The sequence below is a fragment of the Labrys neptuniae genome, from assembly GCF_040797145.1.
GTDB lineage: Bacteria > Pseudomonadota > Alphaproteobacteria > Rhizobiales > Labraceae > Labrys > Labrys neptuniae.
On record NZ_JBFNQD010000004.1, the window covers coordinates 46,220 to 62,533 of the forward strand.

General features: G+C 64.2%; 16 protein-coding genes. 12 read left to right on the plus strand and 4 right to left on the minus strand.

Annotated elements, in window-relative coordinates:
* The first annotated feature begins 72 nt into the window (after nt 1-72).
* The 6 genes from ABXS05_RS14235 to ABXS05_RS14260 are packed head-to-tail and all read left to right on the plus strand — an operon-like array spanning nt 73 to nt 7,343.
* Nucleotides 73-1,623, plus strand: coding sequence for a sugar ABC transporter ATP-binding protein (locus ABXS05_RS14235; protein ID WP_367624354.1), 1,551 nt, complete (start codon nt 73-75; stop codon nt 1,621-1,623).
* Entirely contained in the window at nt 1,620-3,695 is a 2,076-nt protein-coding gene (locus ABXS05_RS14240; RefSeq protein WP_311945089.1) for an ABC transporter permease, read from the plus strand. Before ABXS05_RS14235 ends, ABXS05_RS14240 begins: the two co-directional genes overlap by 4 nt.
* 25 nt (nt 3,696-3,720) lie before the next feature.
* Nucleotides 3,721-4,500 carry an SDR family oxidoreductase gene (locus tag ABXS05_RS14245; RefSeq protein WP_367624355.1) on the plus strand — a complete coding sequence of 260 codons (780 nt, stop codon included), beginning with the start codon at nt 3,721-3,723 and terminating at the stop codon, nt 4,498-4,500.
* A 28-nt stretch (nt 4,501-4,528) separates the two neighbouring features.
* On the plus strand, nt 4,529-5,473 hold the full coding sequence (locus ABXS05_RS14250; protein WP_367624356.1) for a 3-hydroxyacyl-CoA dehydrogenase: 945 nt from the start codon (nt 4,529-4,531) through the stop codon (nt 5,471-5,473).
* A 9-nt stretch (nt 5,474-5,482) separates the two neighbouring features.
* Nucleotides 5,483-6,409, plus strand: a complete 927-nt coding sequence (kce, locus tag ABXS05_RS14255) for a 3,5-dioxohexanoate:acetyl-CoA acetone transferase (protein ID WP_367624357.1) — start codon at nt 5,483-5,485, stop codon at nt 6,407-6,409.
* 55 nt (nt 6,410-6,464) lie between these two features.
* On the plus strand, nt 6,465-7,343 hold the full coding sequence (locus tag ABXS05_RS14260; protein ID WP_367624358.1) for an SMP-30/gluconolactonase/LRE family protein: 879 nt from the start codon (nt 6,465-6,467) through the stop codon (nt 7,341-7,343).
* Between the two features lie 403 nt (nt 7,344-7,746).
* On the opposite strand, the gene ABXS05_RS14265 is transcribed toward ABXS05_RS14260, so the two are convergent.
* Complete coding sequence (locus ABXS05_RS14265) at nt 7,747-8,166, minus strand: DUF1236 domain-containing protein (protein WP_311945240.1); 420 nt, start codon at nt 8,164-8,166, stop codon at nt 7,747-7,749.
* A gap of 434 nt (nt 8,167-8,600) precedes the next feature.
* Here ABXS05_RS14265 and ABXS05_RS14270 point away from each other — a divergent pair, with 434 nt between their 5' ends.
* Both ABXS05_RS14270 and ABXS05_RS14275 read left to right on the plus strand, forming a co-directional pair.
* Nucleotides 8,601-9,359 (plus strand): response regulator transcription factor, encoded by a 759-nt coding sequence (locus tag ABXS05_RS14270; RefSeq protein WP_367624359.1) that lies wholly within the window; start codon nt 8,601-8,603, stop codon nt 9,357-9,359.
* Nucleotides 9,360-9,548: 189 nt separating this feature from the next.
* Nucleotides 9,549-9,884: an ElaB/YgaM/YqjD family protein gene (locus ABXS05_RS14275; RefSeq protein ID WP_311941369.1), complete on the plus strand. Its 336-nt coding sequence runs from the start codon at nt 9,549-9,551 to the stop codon at nt 9,882-9,884.
* A gap of 61 nt (nt 9,885-9,945) precedes the next feature.
* On the opposite strand, the gene ABXS05_RS14280 is transcribed toward ABXS05_RS14275, so the two are convergent.
* Nucleotides 9,946-10,329, minus strand: a complete 384-nt coding sequence (locus tag ABXS05_RS14280; protein WP_367624360.1) for a hypothetical protein — start codon at nt 10,327-10,329, stop codon at nt 9,946-9,948.
* A 296-nt stretch (nt 10,330-10,625) separates the two neighbouring features.
* Between ABXS05_RS14280 and ABXS05_RS14285 the strand changes: the two genes are divergently transcribed.
* The 3 genes from ABXS05_RS14285 to ABXS05_RS14295 all read left to right on the plus strand — a co-directional run bounded on the left by ABXS05_RS14285 (nt 10,626) and on the right by ABXS05_RS14295 (nt 13,075).
* Nucleotides 10,626-10,853, plus strand: a complete 228-nt coding sequence (locus ABXS05_RS14285) for a hypothetical protein (protein WP_311941363.1) — start codon at nt 10,626-10,628, stop codon at nt 10,851-10,853.
* Between the two features lie 337 nt (nt 10,854-11,190).
* Entirely contained in the window at nt 11,191-12,405 is a 1,215-nt protein-coding gene (locus ABXS05_RS14290; protein ID WP_367624361.1) for a helix-turn-helix domain-containing protein, read from the plus strand.
* 16 nt (nt 12,406-12,421) lie between these two features.
* The gene (locus ABXS05_RS14295; protein WP_367624362.1) at nt 12,422-13,075 is read left to right on the plus strand and encodes a Vgb family protein; all 654 of its coding nucleotides are present in this window, start codon (nt 12,422-12,424) and stop codon (nt 13,073-13,075) included.
* Between the two features lie 12 nt (nt 13,076-13,087).
* Here ABXS05_RS14295 and ABXS05_RS14300 read toward each other — a convergent pair whose 3' ends face one another.
* Nucleotides 13,088-14,446: an aminotransferase-like domain-containing protein gene (locus ABXS05_RS14300; RefSeq protein ID WP_367624363.1), complete on the minus strand. Its 1,359-nt coding sequence runs from the start codon at nt 14,444-14,446 to the stop codon at nt 13,088-13,090.
* A gap of 102 nt (nt 14,447-14,548) precedes the next feature.
* Between ABXS05_RS14300 and ABXS05_RS14305 the strand changes: the two genes are divergently transcribed.
* Nucleotides 14,549-15,154 carry a LysE family translocator gene (locus ABXS05_RS14305; RefSeq protein ID WP_311941352.1) on the plus strand — a complete coding sequence of 202 codons (606 nt, stop codon included), beginning with the start codon at nt 14,549-14,551 and terminating at the stop codon, nt 15,152-15,154.
* A 244-nt stretch (nt 15,155-15,398) separates the two neighbouring features.
* On the opposite strand, the gene ABXS05_RS14310 is transcribed toward ABXS05_RS14305, so the two are convergent.
* Nucleotides 15,399-15,998: a dihydrofolate reductase family protein gene (locus ABXS05_RS14310; protein ID WP_367624364.1), complete on the minus strand. Its 600-nt coding sequence runs from the start codon at nt 15,996-15,998 to the stop codon at nt 15,399-15,401.
* Nucleotides 15,999-16,314 lie beyond the last annotated feature (316 nt).

The window sequence follows — 16,314 nt, forward strand, 5'->3', positions numbered from 1 at the left end:
TTGGTCTCGATGTGAGCCTCCCGGTCAGGATGAGGCGCGCAGATACCGCAAATGAGTTCAGGACCGGCTCGCATGTCATCCCCATCCGTTCAGACGGCTTTGCCGAAAACGGCGGTCGCGGCCCGCGATATCAGCCGTTCCTTCGGGCCGACCATCGCCGTCGACGGCGTCTCCTTCGAGGTCAGCGCCGGCGAGACCCATGCCCTGCTGGGCGAGAACGGCGCCGGCAAGTCGACGCTCGTCAAATTGCTGTCCGGCCTGATCCTGCCGAGTTCGGGCCATTTCGAGATCTTCGGCCAGCAGGCCATGCTTGGCAGCCCGCGCGCGGCCCATCGGCTCGGCATCCAGACCGCCTTCCAGGAATTGACCATCGTCAAGGACCTGACGGTGCTCGACAACATGCTGCTGCCTTATCCGCCGACCCTGCTCGGCCAGATCCGCCGCGCCGAGGCCCGCCGCCAGGTGGCTGAACATCTGGACGCGATCGGCCTTGCGGCGATCGACCTCGACACCGACCTGCGCGATCTCGATCTCAACCTGCGCCAGAAGATCGAGATTGCGCGCGCCTTGTTTCGCCGCCCCAGGATCCTCCTTCTCGACGAGCCGACCTCCACGCTCTCCGGCCGGGACATCGACTGGCTGGGCGGCCTGATCGACGGGCTGAAGCGCGATGGCGTCACGGTCGTCTTCATTTCCCACCGCATGGCAGAGGTGAGGGCCTTCTGCGATCGCGTCACGGTCCTGCGTGGCGGCAAGCATATCGCCACCGCCAGCCTTGCCGATGTCGCCGACGAGGACCTGATCGGCATGATCGCCGGCCGGGAGCTCGGCCGCTCCTTCCCGCCCAAGCCGCCGGTGCCCGCGCTGACCGGCGATCCCGTGCTTTCGGTAAACGGCCTCAATACACACAAGAGGCTCGAAAGCGTCGGCTTCGACCTGCGCGCAGGTGAGATCCTCGGCGTCGCCGGCCTCCAGGGCATGGGCCAGCTCGAGCTTTTCTCGGCCCTGTTCGGCATGGAGGAATATCGCGGCGAGATCCGCATCGACGGACAGCCGGTGACGCTGACTTCCCCGCGCGACGCCATCGAGGCGCGCATCGGCATCAGCCTGGTTCCCGAGGACCGCAAGACCGAAGCCCTCTTCCTCAAGCTCGACGGGCAGCGCAACGTCTCCCTGCCGGTGATCGAGCGCTATACCAGGTTCGGCCTGATCGACGAGGCCGGCGAGGGGAGGGATGTCGCCCGGGTCTTCGGCCGGCTCAACGTGCAGATGCGCGCGCTGTGGACCAGCGTGAAGTCCTTCTCCGGCGGCAATCAGCAGAAGATCGCCATCGCCAAATGGCTGTTCGCGCAAAGCCGCGTGCTGCTGCTGTTCGATCCGACCCGCGGCATCGACGTCGGGACCAAGCATGAGATCTACACCTTGATCCAGCAATATGCCGCCGCGGGCGGCGCCGTCCTGTTCCATTCCACCGAGATCGCCGAGCTCGACCATCTCGCCCATCGCGTCCTCGTGCTCTATCGCGGCAAGGTTGCGGCCGATCTCACCGGCCCCGCGATTTCCGAGGACGCCATTCTGCGCGCCACGCTGGGCAGCGCTGCCACGATCCGGGAGGCATCATGAGCGCGGCCCAAGCCGATATGTCCCTCAAGCCGTCGCCCCCCAGGCGCGCGGTCCTGCGTTGGGCGCGCCATCGAGGCACATTGATCGCCATCGCGGCTTTCCTGGTCTGCCTCGGGCTGATCCGCCTCGTCAGCGGATCCCTCAACTATTACGACATCTCGACCATCGCCACGGGCGGGGCGACGCTGGCAACGGCCGCGATCGGCCAGACCGTCGTGGTCTTGTCGGGCGGGTTCGACCTGTCGGCCGCCGCCGTGATCTCGCTGGTGAACGTCACACTGGCGAGCCACATGCAGGACGATCCATCCAGCATCCTCCTATGGTCCTGCGCCGGCATCGCCATCGGGGCTGCGGCGGGTGCCTTCAACGGCTTCTTCATCGCCTTCCTGCGTCTTCAGCCGATCGTCGTGACGCTTGCGACCATGTTCATCCTGCAGGGCGTGACGCTGCTGGTGATGGACAAGCCGGGTGGCCAGCTTCCCGCCGGGTTCAGTGCCTTCTTCACGGCGGACGTCATCCCCGACTGGCTGCCCGGCCCGGTTCTGATGCTCGTCCTCCTGGTGCTGGGCTGGCTTCTCCTCAAGAACACCATCTTCGGCAAGGCGATCTATGCCATCGGCTCGGACCGGGACGCGGCGCGTGCGGCGGGCCTCGACACCCGCCTGTGCGAGTTCTTCGTCTATGTCCTGGCCGGCGGGCTCTACGGTCTGGCCGGCGTGTTCATCAGCGCGCAGACCGGCTCGGGCGACCCGCTGGTCGGCAATCCCATGCTGCTGCAGATGTTTGCGGCGGTGGTGGTGGGCGGCACCTTGCTGGGCGGCGGGCGCGGCGGGCCGGTCGGCACCATCTTCGGCGCCTATGTGCTGATGATGGTGGTCAACATCCTGCTCGTCCTCAACGTGCCGGCCTTCTATTCCTCCGTGGTCGAGGGCACCATCCTGATCCTGGCGGTGCTCGGCGCTTCGATCACCCGCACCTCGGTGCTCGCCTCGACCTTGCGCCTCGGCGGCCATCGCCTGTCGGCCTGGCGTCAGGGGCGTCTGCCTCGGCAGCTGACCCTGCCGGAAACGCGGCTGCGGCTGCCGGACGAGCCCGCTCGAGCCGCACGATCTCAAGTCGCGCGTCCCAGCTTCTGGATCCGCCGCCAGGAGGATCTGCGCACCGTCCTGCCGGCCTTTGCCTGCTTTGCGATCGTTCTCGTCGTCAGCCAGTTCGTGCTCGGCAGCACCCTGCTGTCATGGGGCTACTACAATTCGCTGATCGTGCTGGCGAGCTTCCTGGCCATTCTCGCGCTCGGGCAGGGCAGCGTGATCCTCACCGGTGGCCTCGACCTCTCGCTGCCATGGACGATCGCCTTCTGCGGCATCGTCAGCGCCGGCCTGATGAAGGGATCTGACAGCGCCATGCTCTATGCCTTGCCGCTGGCTCTGGGGATCGGCACGTTCATCGGCCTCATGAACGGTCTCGGCATCGTGGCCCTCGGCCTGTCGCCGATCGTGATGACCCTGGCGATGAACGGCATCCTGCAAGGCTTCGCGCTCGTCTATTCCGGCGGTACGCCCGACGGCTTTTCGGCCCCCGGCCTGCGCTGGATCATGACCGGCCAGGTGATGGGCGTGACACCGATCGTCCCCCTCGTCATCCTGTTCGTGCTCGTTGCCACGATCCTGCTGGGTCGCACGGCCTTCGGCCGGCGTGTCTACGCCATCGGCAACGGCATGCGTGCCGCCGAGCTTTCGGGCGTTCCCGTCGGCGCGACCCTCGTCAAGGTCTATATGCTGTCGGGTTTCTGCGCGGCGCTCGTGGGCTGCCTCCTCGCCGGCTTCTCCGGCCAGGCAAGCCTGGGCATGGGCGATGACTATCTCCTGCCTTCCATCGCCGTCGCCGTGGTGGGCGGCACACTGATCACCGGCGGGCGAGGGCGCTATATCGGCATGATCGGCGGCGTGCTGCTGCTGACGGCCTTGCAGACCCTGCTCGCCGGTACCACGCTTCCCTATGCCACACGCGCAATTCTCTATGGCGTGGTTGTGCTTTGCGCGGTTATCACATTGCGCGAGAAAAACACCTGAACATATTGCCATACAAGGAAATATCATGACTGGAATTGTCCTCAAGCCCGGTCTTCGGGTTCTCGTCACCGCCGGAGCTTCCGGCATCGGCCGCGCCATCGCCGACCTCCTGATCGACAACGGTGCCAGGGTGCATGTGTGCGATGTCGCCGAGCATCATCTTGCCGATTTCCGCAGCGCCCATCCCGGACACGGCGCCAGCCTGTGCGACGTCTCCGACGAGGAGGCGGTGGCCAGGCTGTTCGATGAGGTAAAAGCGGGCCTCGGCGGCCTCGACGCGCTCATCAACAATGCCGGCATTGCCGGGCCGACAGGCGGCGTGGAGGAGATCGCGCCCGCTGACTGGCGCCGCACCATCGACATCTGCCTCACAGGGCAGTTCCTGTGCACGCATCATGGCGTGCCCCTGCTCAAGCAGGCCGGCGAGGGTGCCATCGTCAACCTGTCCTCGGCGGCGGGGCGCTATGGTTATGCCTATCGCACGCCCTATTCGGCTGCCAAATGGGGGGTGATCGGCTTCACCCAGAGCCTTGCCAAGGAACTCGGCCCCTCGGGCATTCGCGTCAATGCCATCCTGCCCGGCATCATCCGAGGCCCGCGCATGGAGGGGGTGATCCGCGACCGCGCCGCGCAGGTCGGCGTGCCCTATGAGGCGATGGAGAAGCAGTATCTCGATCGCATCTCGCTGCGCCGCATGACGGGCCCGGAGGATGTTGCGGCCATGGTCCTCTTCCTGTTGTCGCCGGCCGGCATCAACATCTCCGGCCAGTCCCTGGGCGTCGACGGCAACGTCGAATCCCTGTGAGCGTCCCCTCTCAGTCGGGAACATCCCCATGAAGACAGCCATCATCGGATCCGGGTTCATCGGCCGCGCCTGGGCCATCACCTTCGCCAGGGCCGGCCACGAAGTCAGGCTCTGGGACAAGGACGCCGACGCCCTGCCGAAAGCCCTGGCCTTCATCGAGGAGATGCTGCCGGATCTGGCCGCCAACGACCTATTGGGTGGTTCGGAGCCGGCCGAGGTCAAGGCGCGCATCCATATCGAGGCCGATCTTGCAGTGGCGCTCGATGACGTCGATCACGTCCAGGAAAATGCGCCCGAACAGGTCGAACTGAAGCGTACCCTGTTCGCCGATCTCGACAGGCTGGCACCCGCCAAGGCGGTGCTGGCAAGCTCGACCTCGGCGATCCTGCCTTCTGCCTTCATGGAGCACCTGCCCGACCGCCAGCGCTGCCTGGTCTGCCATCCCATCAATCCGCCCTATCTGGTGCCGGCGGTCGAGGTCTGTCCCTCGCCCTGGACCTCGCAGGAGGCCATGCACAAGGCTGCCGACTTCATGCGCAGCTGCGGCCAGTCGCCTTTGGTGATGAAGCGCGAGATCGACGGCTTCATCATGAACCGCCTGCAGGGGGCCCTGCTCGAGGAAGCGTTCCGCCTGGTTGCCGACGATATCGCCAACGTCGAGGACATCGATATCGGCCTGCGCGACGGGCTGGCCTTGCGCTGGTCCTTCATGGGGCCGTTCGAGACGATCGACCTCAACGCGCCCGGGGGCGTGCGTGACTATGCCGAGCGCTACCAGGGCATCTACGCCAACATCTTCCCGTCGGTGCAGTACCGCGTCGATTGGGCCGGCCCCGTGATGGAGCGCATCGAAGCCGAGCGTAGCGCCCTTCTGCCACGCGACAAGCTCGGCGAACGCCAGAAATGGCGCGACCGCCAGTTGATGGCTCTGCGCGCCCACAAGCGTAAAGCCGCCAAGGACATTGGAAAGTGAGTAGACGGTATGGCCCGCAATAAAGTCATCATCACCTGCGCCGTAACGGGCGCCATCCACACACCGTCAATGTCGCCCTATCTGCCGGTGACGCCAGAAGAAATCGCCGATGCGGCTGTCGGCGCCGCCGAAGCCGGCGCGGCGATCGTGCATCTGCACGCCCGCAATCCGGTAACGGGCGAGCCCGACCAGACGCCGGAGGCCTTTGCGCGGTTCCTGCCCCAGATCAAGCAGCGCTCGAACTGCGTCATCAACCTGACCACCGGCGGCGCCCCGACCATGAGTATCGAGGAACGCGTGCGGCCGGCGGCGACCTTCGCGCCTGAAGTCGCCTCGCTCAATCTCGGCTCCATGAATTTCGGCCTGTTCGGCATGCTCGATCGCTTCACCGATCTCAAGCACGAGTGGGAGCGGACCTATCTGGCCAACAAGGACATCATCTTCCGCAACACCTTCGGGCAGATCGAGCACATCCTGACCACCTGCGCCGGCAATGACACGCGCTTCGAATTCGAATGCTACGACACGGCGCATCTCTACAACCTCAAATATTTCTTCGATCGCGGCCTGGTGAAGGCGCCGTTGTTCATCCAGACCGTGTTCGGCCTGCAGGGCGGCATCGGTGGCCATCCCGACGACGTCCTGCACATGAAGCGCACGGCCGACCGCCTGTTCGGCGACCAGTATCGCTGGTCGGTTCTCGGTGCCGGGCGCAACCAGTTCAACGTTGCGGCGATGGCGGCCGCGATGGGCGGCAATGTCCGCGTCGGGCTGGAGGATTCGCTCTGGAACGGGCCGGGCGTGCTCGCCCGCTCCAATGCGGAGCAGGTCACCCGGGTCCGCCAGATCATCGAAGGTCTCGGCCTCGCCGTGGCGACCCCGGATGAGGCCCGCGAAATGCTGGGCCTGAAAGGCGGCCACGCCGTGAATTTCTGAGGCAGGCCGCCGGGAGGCTGAAAACCAAAGAACGGTTGAAGGAGAGGGAACAAGCATGCGTATCGAAGTCCTGCTGGATGTGAAGACCACGTTGGGGGAGGGGCCGCTCTGGGATGTCGAGCAGCAGCGGCTCTACTGGATCGACAGTTTCGACGGCCGCGTCTTCCGTGCCACTGCCGACGGCCGGGAACTGCGGGCCTGGGACGTGCCGCAGAAGATCGGCTCGATGGCGTTGCGCAAGGACGGTTCGGGCGCCGTCGTCTCGCTGGCGCGCGGCTTCCACCTCCTCGACTTCAAGACCGGGGACGTCGAGCTCATCCACGATCCGGAGCCGGATCTGCCCAACAACCGCATCAATGACGGCAAGGTCGACAAGCGCGGCCGCTTCGTCGCCGGCTCCATGGACACGATGGAGGAGGGGCCGAACGGGGCGCTCTACAGCCTGTCGACGGATTTCAAAGTCACCAGGCTCGATAGCGGCATCATCTGCTCGAACGGGCCGTGCTGGAGCCCGGACGGCACCATTTTCTATTTCACCGACACCTGGTCCGGCGAGATCTCGGCCTATGACTATGACCAGGACACCGGCGGCGTATCGAACAAACGAACCTTCGCCAAGGTCGACGGCTCTGGCGGTGGCGCGGCCGATGGCTCGACGGTGGACGCCGAGGGCTGCCTGTGGAATGCCCTGGTCTATGACGGCAAACTGGTACGCTACCGGCCGGACGGTTCCGTCGACCGGGTGATCGAGATGCCGGTCAAGAAGGTTACCAGCGTGATGTTCGGCGGCCCCGATCTCGACGTGCTCTATGTGACCTCGATGGCCAAGCCGCCCTTGCCGCGCTTCCCGGGTGACGGCGTGCTGCGAGGCAGCCTGTTCGCCATCCATGATTTGGGCATAAGGGGCATTCCCGAACCGCGCTTCGGCGGGTGAAGGGATCGGAAAACGGCGGGACGGGACGGCCCCAACCAGCAGCTTTCGCCGCAAGCCAGGGCCGGCGCGCCTCGTTGCCGGCGAGTGTCGTTTTCTTGGCTGGCGGCCAGCTTGCTGAAGTTAAGGACGAGGATGATCCCGCGCCGATAAGCTGGCCCAGCCGGCAGGCTCATGGGCCGCTGGGCAAGACTTTTCGTCATCGGAGCAGGGTGGAAATCCTTGTTTTGATTCTTTTAAAAATCGTTATGCATCAATGAGATATTTTATATTCATAAATTGATGATTTATCGTTTTGCCTTGAGCAGACATCGAAGTCTTCCGACCCCTGCATCTGCAGCAGCCGGAAGACCTCGATGTCTATTACGGGTGGCTAAAGTGAACGAGCCACCCGCAGACCCGGATGCTACTCTACAATCTGTACGATCCGACGGGTGCCGGGATCGACCAACACGACCTCATCATTGATGACCGTATATTTGTAGCGGACTTCGCCATAGTCGGCAGGTACGTCGTAGTATTCGACGCCCTCCTCAGGCAGGACGACGCCTACATTGAGAGGTTCTTCATAGCGATAGGAGGGGATATGCCGCTCGATCACATATTTGCGGAAGCGGGGGCGCTGTTCGATCCCCAGCAACCCGTTGATGCCGCCTGTCACGGCGCCGACCGTACCGCCGACGATACCGCCGATCGGCCCGGCATTGTCATTGCCGCGTTCCGCCCCTTCCTGGGCTCCGCCCATCACGCCTTGTGCCTGGGCAGCGGCCGGCAGCCATAGCGCCACCAAAGATATGCCAATCAAGTTCATCAACCTGCTTGTCATGACCTTTCTCCGTGGTTATCGAGTGTATCCACTCCAGATATGAGCAATACAACAACCCATGGCTGCAATTGTTCCCATATAATTTTGATGAAAATAGGAATTACGGCACGCGTCGCAAAATTATCTTTGATTTCTTAATGATGACACATTTCCGGTAAATGTGTGTCATTGAAGTATTCTGATGAATTCCAAGTTTTTTGAGATATGTAGATAGGAAATTCTTGTCGCCGCGCAGCCGTTGTGTCTTGCGGCCGCAGACGTGCGCCGATGGTTGTCCGAGTGTCGTGCGCATAACCGGATTCGTCATCGCAGCGGATGATCTGCCGGCGTCGTATGTGCGAAATCGCACATCCGCAGCATGAAATTACCCCTAAGGCTCCATGAAGTTTGGAGATCTGCTGGATAGCGGCAGTCTATTTTAAGGTAATATGGTAATGGGTGCTGCCGTGCTTTCCGACGCCTATAGGAGCGTCGACGTCGACCGTCTGCCAAGACTGCGCAATGAAGCCATGCGGCCGACTCCCGTTTCCGGTCCGATCATCACACCCCGGGTCGCGACGATCCCGATCCTCATCATCAGCGCCGCAACGCTGATCCGCGACTGCCTGGCGCGCTGCCTCGCCGAAGCCGAATTGAACTGCAGCACGAGCGGCTATGGATCTGTCGACGAATGGCGTCCGACGGACCCTGCCGCCCCCGTGACGATATTGCTGTGCGCGACTGGGGACGGCGCGACAGAACGCGCCATTTGCGACGACATTGCCCGGTTGCAGGCCAAGGCTCCCGACAGCCAGATCATCGTACTCTCCGATGTCGAGGACCCTGTTCTGGTCCGTCGCAGCCTCGAACAGGGTGCCCAGGGTTTCGTCGGCATGACCTTCAATCTGGACATGGCGGCCGCCGCCATTCGCCTGGTTCAGGCAGGAGAGAAGTTCGTCCCCGTCAGCAGCCTCCTGGCGGCGCAGGCCGCGCCCATGCCGGCTGCGGACAAGGGGCCACTCGGCCAGGCGCTCACCCAGCGGCAGATTGACGTCATCGACCGTTTACGCCGTGGCGAGTCCAACAAGATCATCGCTTTCAAGCTGGAGATGAGCGAGAGCACGGTGAAGATCCACATCCGCAACATCATGCGCAAGATCAAGGCGCGCAATCGCACGGAAGTGGCGATCCTGACCAAGGATCTGTTCAACTAAGCACAGGGCCTCGGCTCGAGCAAAACGCGTTCGTGCCTGGATGAATGCGCAAGACGGCAAGGCTCCCTATGGGAGCCTTTTTTGTCTGCCGGTGAGGTGTCGGGAACATGCCGCCTGATCGGGCGTTATGGGCAAGGGCGGTGCAGGTATCCACCATCACCGTCAAGGATCACCAGAACGGAGAACAAGATGGCCGACTCGATCTCCTCGGACGATGTGCGCAAGGAACTGGAAAAGCAGATTGCCGATCTCCGCAAGGAAATCAGCGCGCTTGGCAAATCCATCGCGGATCGCGGTGCCGAGACATTGGAACGCACACGCGAAGCGGCTTCCGAAGCCGTGGATCGGGCCAGAGGGCAGACGAGAGCCTCCTTCCAGCAGGCCCGCGAGCAGGCGCATGCCGTGACCGATGCGGCGAGGGAACATCCCGGCACGGCCGCGACGATATTGTCCTCGGCCGGCATTCTGGGATTCGTCGTTGGGCTCTTCGTCGGTGCGACCCTGCTCGGGAACGAGCGACGCTAACCTTCTGTCTATCGAGCAGGCGCCGCCACGACGTCCTGCAGCGGTTTCCGGTCAGGCTCGCTCATTTGTCAACCAGGGCAAAGCGCAGTCTGGCTGGTTCGCTTGCAGGCTCCGGCCAGCCCAGCGTCGAACTTGCGAAGGCGTGAAGGAGGGCCGCCAGCCGGGCACAAGGCTCGGAACTGGCGACGATCGCCCTGCCGGTGTCACGTGTGCCGACGCCAAACTGTACCTGGCACTGAAACTGTTCCGCATGGCCATCGAGCGTCCTGACGCTCAGCCTGCTCCTGGGCAGCAGACAGCGCCGAAGCCTCTCGACAGCATCGATGGAGGTGGTGAGCGCGTCAGGCTCGCCACAATGCGAACCATCGGCGGACGACAGGCGATGGTCGGGCAGGACGACCAGCCAATCGGCGAACATGCGGCCATTGAGATAACGAAGGCTCAAGCAGATATCGCGATCGAGCCATGGATCGCTCCTATCCAGCCGACTCGCCCTATCGGCAAATGAAAAAAGGGCGCGCACGTCGTAAGCTTGCATGGATCGGCACCTCGATGGTTGTCGGAGGCGAAACGGCGGCGGACAACAAAGGTTTCCTGCCTGCGACGAAGTGGAGCAAAGCCCGGGCCGCTTTGTGGTGCCGGCGGGAACCATGAACCCGGTTCGCAGGTTCAGCGCCAGGACAGTTCGATATCGAGGCCGCGGCCTTCGAGCAGGATCTGCGGCTTGCAAAGGAGAACAACATGCGCAGGCTTGGCTTTCTGGCTTCACTCGCGGGATTGGTCGCTATTGCCAAGCTGCTGGATGAAAATCATCGATTGCGCCAGGAAGTCGGGGCGCTGAAAGCGGCCGGCCGGCGCCGGGACATGGCAGCGCAGCCCGAAGATCCGTGGGACGCGGTCGATGAGGCGAGCGACGAGTCCTTTCCCGCCAGCGATCCTCCTGCTTTCACCGCGCGCCGCAGGACCTGAAACATGCGAGCACGGAAGCTCCGGCGCGAGCATCCGGGTGCGGGCCCTTTGGTGCGAGGCGTTTGGACGGTGATGCCCGCCGTGACGACCGCCATGTTGCGCAGATCCAGCAGGCCGCTCACCAGTAGGATCGCGGTCAGCCGGCGGCGTTCAGGCTGCAATGAGTCCCCGGCTGCAGACCGTTCGGAATGGCCGGCGGCGCCGATTACCCGGCATCCGATGCGCCATCCCATAATGAGGCTCATGACGGCACTCATGGTGTTCTCGATAAGATCTGGCATTTCGTGCTAGTCCGGGACCAGCGGATGATGGGAGTGACAAGCTTGGCGGGATTCGAATGGACTCGCTGATGACGGCCGCGGCCCGTGCGCTCGCTGCCGGCGACCCGCTCGGCGCCCTGAACCGGGTTGCCCTGCGTGACGACGCGCCGGCATTGGCCTTGCGGGGCATCGCTATGGCGCAGCTCGGCGACCTCGACCGTGCCCGAACCCTGATCCGAAATGCCGCGCGCGCCTTCGGCGCCAGGCAAGCCGTGGCGCGCGCGAGATGCATCGTCGCCGAGGCCGAAATCGCCTTCGTCTCGCGTGACCTCGGCTGGCCCGCCAAGGCCCTCCATACCGCACGCACGACGCTGGAGCAGCATGGCGATCGCGTGAATGCCGCTCATGCCAGATATCTCGAAGCCCGGCGCCTGCTGCTGATCGGGCGTCTGGATGCCGCCGAGGCGGAACTTGCCAATTTCGACCCCGCGCCGCTGCCGCCGGCCCTGAGGACGGCCCACGACCTGGTGGTTGCCGGCATTGCGATGCGTCGGCTCGAGACCCGGCAGGCCCGTACGGCGCTGGCACGGGCCGAACGGGCCGCAAGCGAGGCCGCAATCCCGGCGCTGGCGGCGGAAGTCGAAAGCGCCAGGCTGATCCTGGATACGCCGGCGGCCCGCCTGATCAGGGCCGGCGGCGAACGCCCGGTCCTGCTCGATGAAGTCGAGGCTTTGCAGATGTCGAAAGCCTTCATGATCGATGCCTGCCGCCATGTCGTGCGCAATGGCGACAAATCGACTTCGCTTGCCCGGCGACCGGTGCTGTTCGCCCTCGTCCGTGCACTCGGCGAGGCCTGGCCCCGCGATGTGACGCGCGACGAGCTGGTGGCGCGTGCATTCGGAGCCAAGTCGGCCGACGAGTCCCATCGCGCCCGCCTGCGGGTCGAAATGGGTCGCCTGCGTGCGACCCTGAGGGGACTGGCCACCGTCAATGCGACCAAGCGCGGTTTTGCGCTGGCGCCGAGCCGCACCGGCGAGGTCCTGGTGTTGGCCCGGCCGGTGGAGGAGAAATATGCGGCGGTGCTGGCATTTCTCTCCGATGGCGAGGCCTGGTCCAGTTCTGCCCTGGCGCTTGCACTCGGAGCCAGCCAGCGTACCGTGCAGCGTGCTCTCGACGAGCTCGCCTTGGCCGCCAAAGTGCAATTCTTCGGCCGTGGAAGGGCACGCCGCTGGGTGACGCCGCCGGTGCCGAGTTTCGCGACAACCTTGTTACTCCCGGCACCGCTGCCATAAAGCTAGGATCGGCCGTATGAAACGGACACCAGCAGAAATCCTTCGCGAATATGGCCCCTTCGCCGGGGTCGAAGCCGTGCACGGGGTCAGCTTCGATGGCGAGAATGTCTGGTTCGCCTCCGGCGACAAGCTGAATTCGCTCGATCCCGACAGCGGCAGGACCGTGAAGGCTCTCGACGTCCCCGCGCATGCCGGCACCGCCTTTGACGGCCGGCATCTGTTCCAGATCGCGGAGGATCGCATCCAGAAGATCGATCCGGCCACCGGCACGGTGCTCGCCACCATTCCAGCGCCCGGCGGCGGTAAGGATTCGGGCCTGGCCTGGGCCGAGGGGGCTCTCTGGGTCGGCCAATATCAGGACCGCAAGATTCACCAGATCGATCCCGAGACTGGCGCCACCTTGCGCACCATCGAATCCAACCGTTTCGTCACCGGCGTGACCTGGGTCGACGGGGAACTCTGGCATGCCACTTGGGAAAATGACGAAAGCGAATTGCGGCATGTCGATCCGGCCACCGGCACGGTCCTCGACAGCCTTGCGATGCCGGCCGGCCTGGTCGTCTCCGGGCTCGAAGCCGATGGGGGCGAGCGTTTCTTCTGCGGTGGCGGCGAAAGCGGAAAAGTCAGGGCCGTCCGCCGGCCTGCAAAGGCAAAGCGCGCTCGTGGCTGAACGCCTGTGTGCTCAGACGAGCACGGGCCGCTCGGGCAGGAACAAGTCGGCGAGAATGCCCAGCGCCTGGTCGAGCTGAGCCATCGCGGGAGCGCCGAGGCTTATCCGCACTCCACCGTCCGGTGCTGAGGGATCGGCCATGGCTGCGCGCGCCGGCATCAGGGCGACACCGCGCAGCGCGGCACGGGCGACGAAACGATCCGCCGCTTCGGCCGGCATCGGCAGCCAGGCGTGAAAACCGTCATTGATCCTGAGCGCCGCCTGCTTGGGCAGGCGATCGGCAGCGAAGGCCGAGCGCCGGACGGCATCTGCGCGGATCGAGGAGGCAACGGCTTCCGCCGTTCCGTCCGTCAGCCACATCCCCATGATCTCGGCCTGGAGCGCCGAGGCCATGGTGCTGCTCGCCTGCAGCCTCGCCTCCGCCTCGGCCACGCGATCGGACGGGACGACGAGTGCACCCATGCGAAGCCCCGGGCTCAAGGCCTTGGAGAGGCTGGTGACATGGAAGGTGCGTTCGGGTGCAAGGCAGGCCAGGGGGCGAACGCCGGCTGGCGCGAAAATGCCGTAGACGTCGTCCTCGATGATGATGACGTCGTGGGCACGGCAGAGGCGGACCACGTCCTGGCGGCGTTCGGCACCCATCGTCGCCGTCGTCGGATTGTGCAGGGTGGGCGTCACATAGAGCACCCGGTGCCGGCCGTGATCGGCGCCGAGCGCCTCGGCCAGGGCACCGGGCGTAAGGCCCTCCCGGTCCATCGCGAGGCCAATGGTCTCGAGGCCGGCCTGCCGCGCCACCAGCAGGCCGCCCGGATAGGTCAATGCTTCGGTCAGCAGATGGGTTCCCGGCGGACAGGCCATGGCCATCGCAATGGCGAGGGCGTGCTGGGCACCATGGGTCAGCACTATACGGTCCGGTCCGGCGTCGACGCCCCATCTGGCCAGCCAGCGTGCCATCAGGCGGCGATGCTCCGGGCGCCCCGCAGGATGGGAATAAGCCCCGAACGTTTCGGCATCGAGGCGCTTTGCCAGTGTCGACAATGTCGCCTGCAGCAACCTGTCGCTCAACATCTGCGGCGGAGCATTGATGCCGAGGTCGATGCTTCCGGTCGCCATGGCCGACGTGCCTGCCACGAACATGCCGCGGCCGTGGAGGGATCTGACCAGGCCGCGCTGCTCCAGCTTGGCATAGGCCTTGGTGACGGTGCCGACACCGATGCCGAGGCGCCAGGCAAGATCGCGATGGGCCGGCAGCCGGTCGCCGGCGCCGATCAGGCCGGCGGCGATGTCGTCGGCAAGCGCCGCGGCGAGCCGCTCGAATGGCGGGTCGTCGCCTGGTGTCAGGCGTGGCTCCCAGGGCGACGCAAGCTTCACGGTAGACTCGTTAATTGTGTCACATGACACTATTATGCATTTCGAAAATGTGTCACGCCTCTATGGTGCCGTCAATTCCCTGCGGAACCGACGGCCCTTGCCATGACATCCGACCTGCTGACCGCCTTCATCCTCTATGCCTTCGTCACTTCGATCACGCCGGGGCCGAACAACACGATGCTGCTGGCCTCCGGCGCCAATTACGGTCTCTGGGCCACCATGCCTCACCTTCTCGGCATCAATCTGGGCTTCTGCATCCTGGTGCTCGCCGCTGGCTTCGGCATAGGCGGCTTGTTCACGGCCTTCCCGTTCCTTCACACACTGCTGCGCTATGGGGGCGCGGCCTATCTCCTTTATCTCGCCTGGAAGATCGCGAGAGCGGGCGGGCCGGATTCGGAGGGTGGCCGGGATCGACCGATGACTTTCTTCCAGGCAGCGGCCTTCCAATGGGTCAATCCAAAGGCCTGGATCATGGCGATCGGCGCGATTGCGACCTACACGCCGGTCGACGGCTTCTTCGGTTATGTCCTGGTGGTGGCGGCCATTTACGTTCTGGCCAATGGCCCCTGCCTGCTGGTCTGGGCGGCAGCAGGGACCGCTTTGCGCGGTTTCCTGTCGGAACCTGTGCGGCTGCGCGTCTTCAACGTGGTGATGGCGTTGGCGCTGGTCGCCTCACTCTATCCGATCCTGGCTGAAGCGGGGCGTTGATCGACGGGAGCATCGACCTCCCTTCAGAGGTCGAAGGTGAGATAATAGGTCACGAAGGAGAACAGCAAGGCAAGCAGCACACTTTCGAGCATCGGCTTGGCTCCGGTGAAAGAGGCCACCAGCATGCCCGTGCTGCCTTAACCTGCGATTTCCGTTTGTTTCGGCGCGGTGGCGATATCGCGGCATTTCGGCGCCTCTCGTCCAGCGGAGCCTGGCCCATCTCGGCCCGTCTCGGTCCGGCAAATCACGAAGGACTGTAAGTCGCGAAGGTGGGTGTTCCAGCCTTCTCATAGACCTGGATCGTGAGGCCAGCCGGCGTCACCTCGGCCTTCGACGGCCTGAAGCCGAGAGGCTGCCCGCCATCTCTGAAGAGCTTGCGGCCCTGTCCCAGTACGACGGGAGCAACCATGAGCCTTAGCTCGTCCACCAATCCGGCTGCCAATAGCGAGTAGGCGAGCCGCCCGCTGCCATGGATCTGCAACTCGCGACCGGGCTTGGCCTTCAAGGCGGCGATGCCGTCGAAAATGTCGCCAGACAGGATGGTCGATGGAGCCCATAAGGCACGTTCGAGCGATGTCGAGGCCACATATTTCGGAGCGCCATTCAGCTTGCTGGCGACCGGATCGTTCGGATCATCCATTTTCGGCCAGTCGCGCGCGAAATTCTCATAGGTTCGGCGCCCGAACAGGAAGCCATCGGCCTCGGTGACCCAGGCGATCACCGAACGCATCAAGGCATCATCGATGAAGGGCACGAACCAGCCGCCGCGGGTGAAACCGTCGGTCGTGTCTTCATCGGGGCTTCCCGGCCCCTGATACACACCGTCGAGGGACAAGAATTCCATCAAGACCAGCTTCATGACATCACCTTTCGCAGCTCGACCCCGGTTTTTCGGGATGTGGGTGAAAACCCATTACCTATCCTCAAGGCTAACTATCAGCCTTCAAAACTTAGCGCAAGGGCTTAGTTTATATCGGCGATGGAACATTCTGTCGGGCGGGCAGGGGAGCGAACGACTCCCACCGAAGGCACGTAGCGGCGCGGGCGCGGCATGCAGTGGCGGGCAACAGGCCGAGATGAAGGCCATTCTTTCGGATCATAGGTCAATCAAGATAAAACGCCGTGGAAGCTGGTGCTCCACGGCGTCATGGACCGGTGGT

Excerpts from the sequence above, each read along its gene's own strand:
- ABXS05_RS14235 (WP_367624354.1), top strand. The coding sequence starts at position 73 with ATGTCATCCCCATCCGTTCAGACGGCTTTGCCGAAAACGGCGGTCGCG.
- ABXS05_RS14240 (WP_311945089.1), top strand. The coding sequence starts at position 1,620 with ATGAGCGCGGCCCAAGCCGATATGTCCCTCAAGCCGTCGCCCCCCAGG.
- ABXS05_RS14245 (WP_367624355.1), top strand. The coding sequence starts at position 3,721 with ATGACTGGAATTGTCCTCAAGCCCGGTCTTCGGGTTCTCGTCACCGCC.
- ABXS05_RS14250 (WP_367624356.1), top strand. The coding sequence starts at position 4,529 with ATGAAGACAGCCATCATCGGATCCGGGTTCATCGGCCGCGCCTGGGCC.
- kce (WP_367624357.1), top strand. The coding sequence starts at position 5,483 with ATGGCCCGCAATAAAGTCATCATCACCTGCGCCGTAACGGGCGCCATC.
- ABXS05_RS14260 (WP_367624358.1), top strand. The coding sequence starts at position 6,465 with ATGCGTATCGAAGTCCTGCTGGATGTGAAGACCACGTTGGGGGAGGGG.
- ABXS05_RS14265 (WP_311945240.1), bottom strand. The coding sequence starts at position 8,166 with ATGACAAGCAGGTTGATGAACTTGATTGGCATATCTTTGGTGGCGCTA.
- ABXS05_RS14270 (WP_367624359.1), top strand. The coding sequence starts at position 8,601 with ATGGGTGCTGCCGTGCTTTCCGACGCCTATAGGAGCGTCGACGTCGAC.
- ABXS05_RS14275 (WP_311941369.1), top strand. The coding sequence starts at position 9,549 with ATGGCCGACTCGATCTCCTCGGACGATGTGCGCAAGGAACTGGAAAAG.
- ABXS05_RS14285 (WP_311941363.1), top strand. The coding sequence starts at position 10,626 with ATGCGCAGGCTTGGCTTTCTGGCTTCACTCGCGGGATTGGTCGCTATT.
- ABXS05_RS14290 (WP_367624361.1), top strand. The coding sequence starts at position 11,191 with ATGGACTCGCTGATGACGGCCGCGGCCCGTGCGCTCGCTGCCGGCGAC.
- ABXS05_RS14295 (WP_367624362.1), top strand. The coding sequence starts at position 12,422 with ATGAAACGGACACCAGCAGAAATCCTTCGCGAATATGGCCCCTTCGCC.
- ABXS05_RS14305 (WP_311941352.1), top strand. The coding sequence starts at position 14,549 with ATGACATCCGACCTGCTGACCGCCTTCATCCTCTATGCCTTCGTCACT.
- ABXS05_RS14310 (WP_367624364.1), bottom strand. The coding sequence starts at position 15,998 with ATGGAATTCTTGTCCCTCGACGGTGTGTATCAGGGGCCGGGAAGCCCC.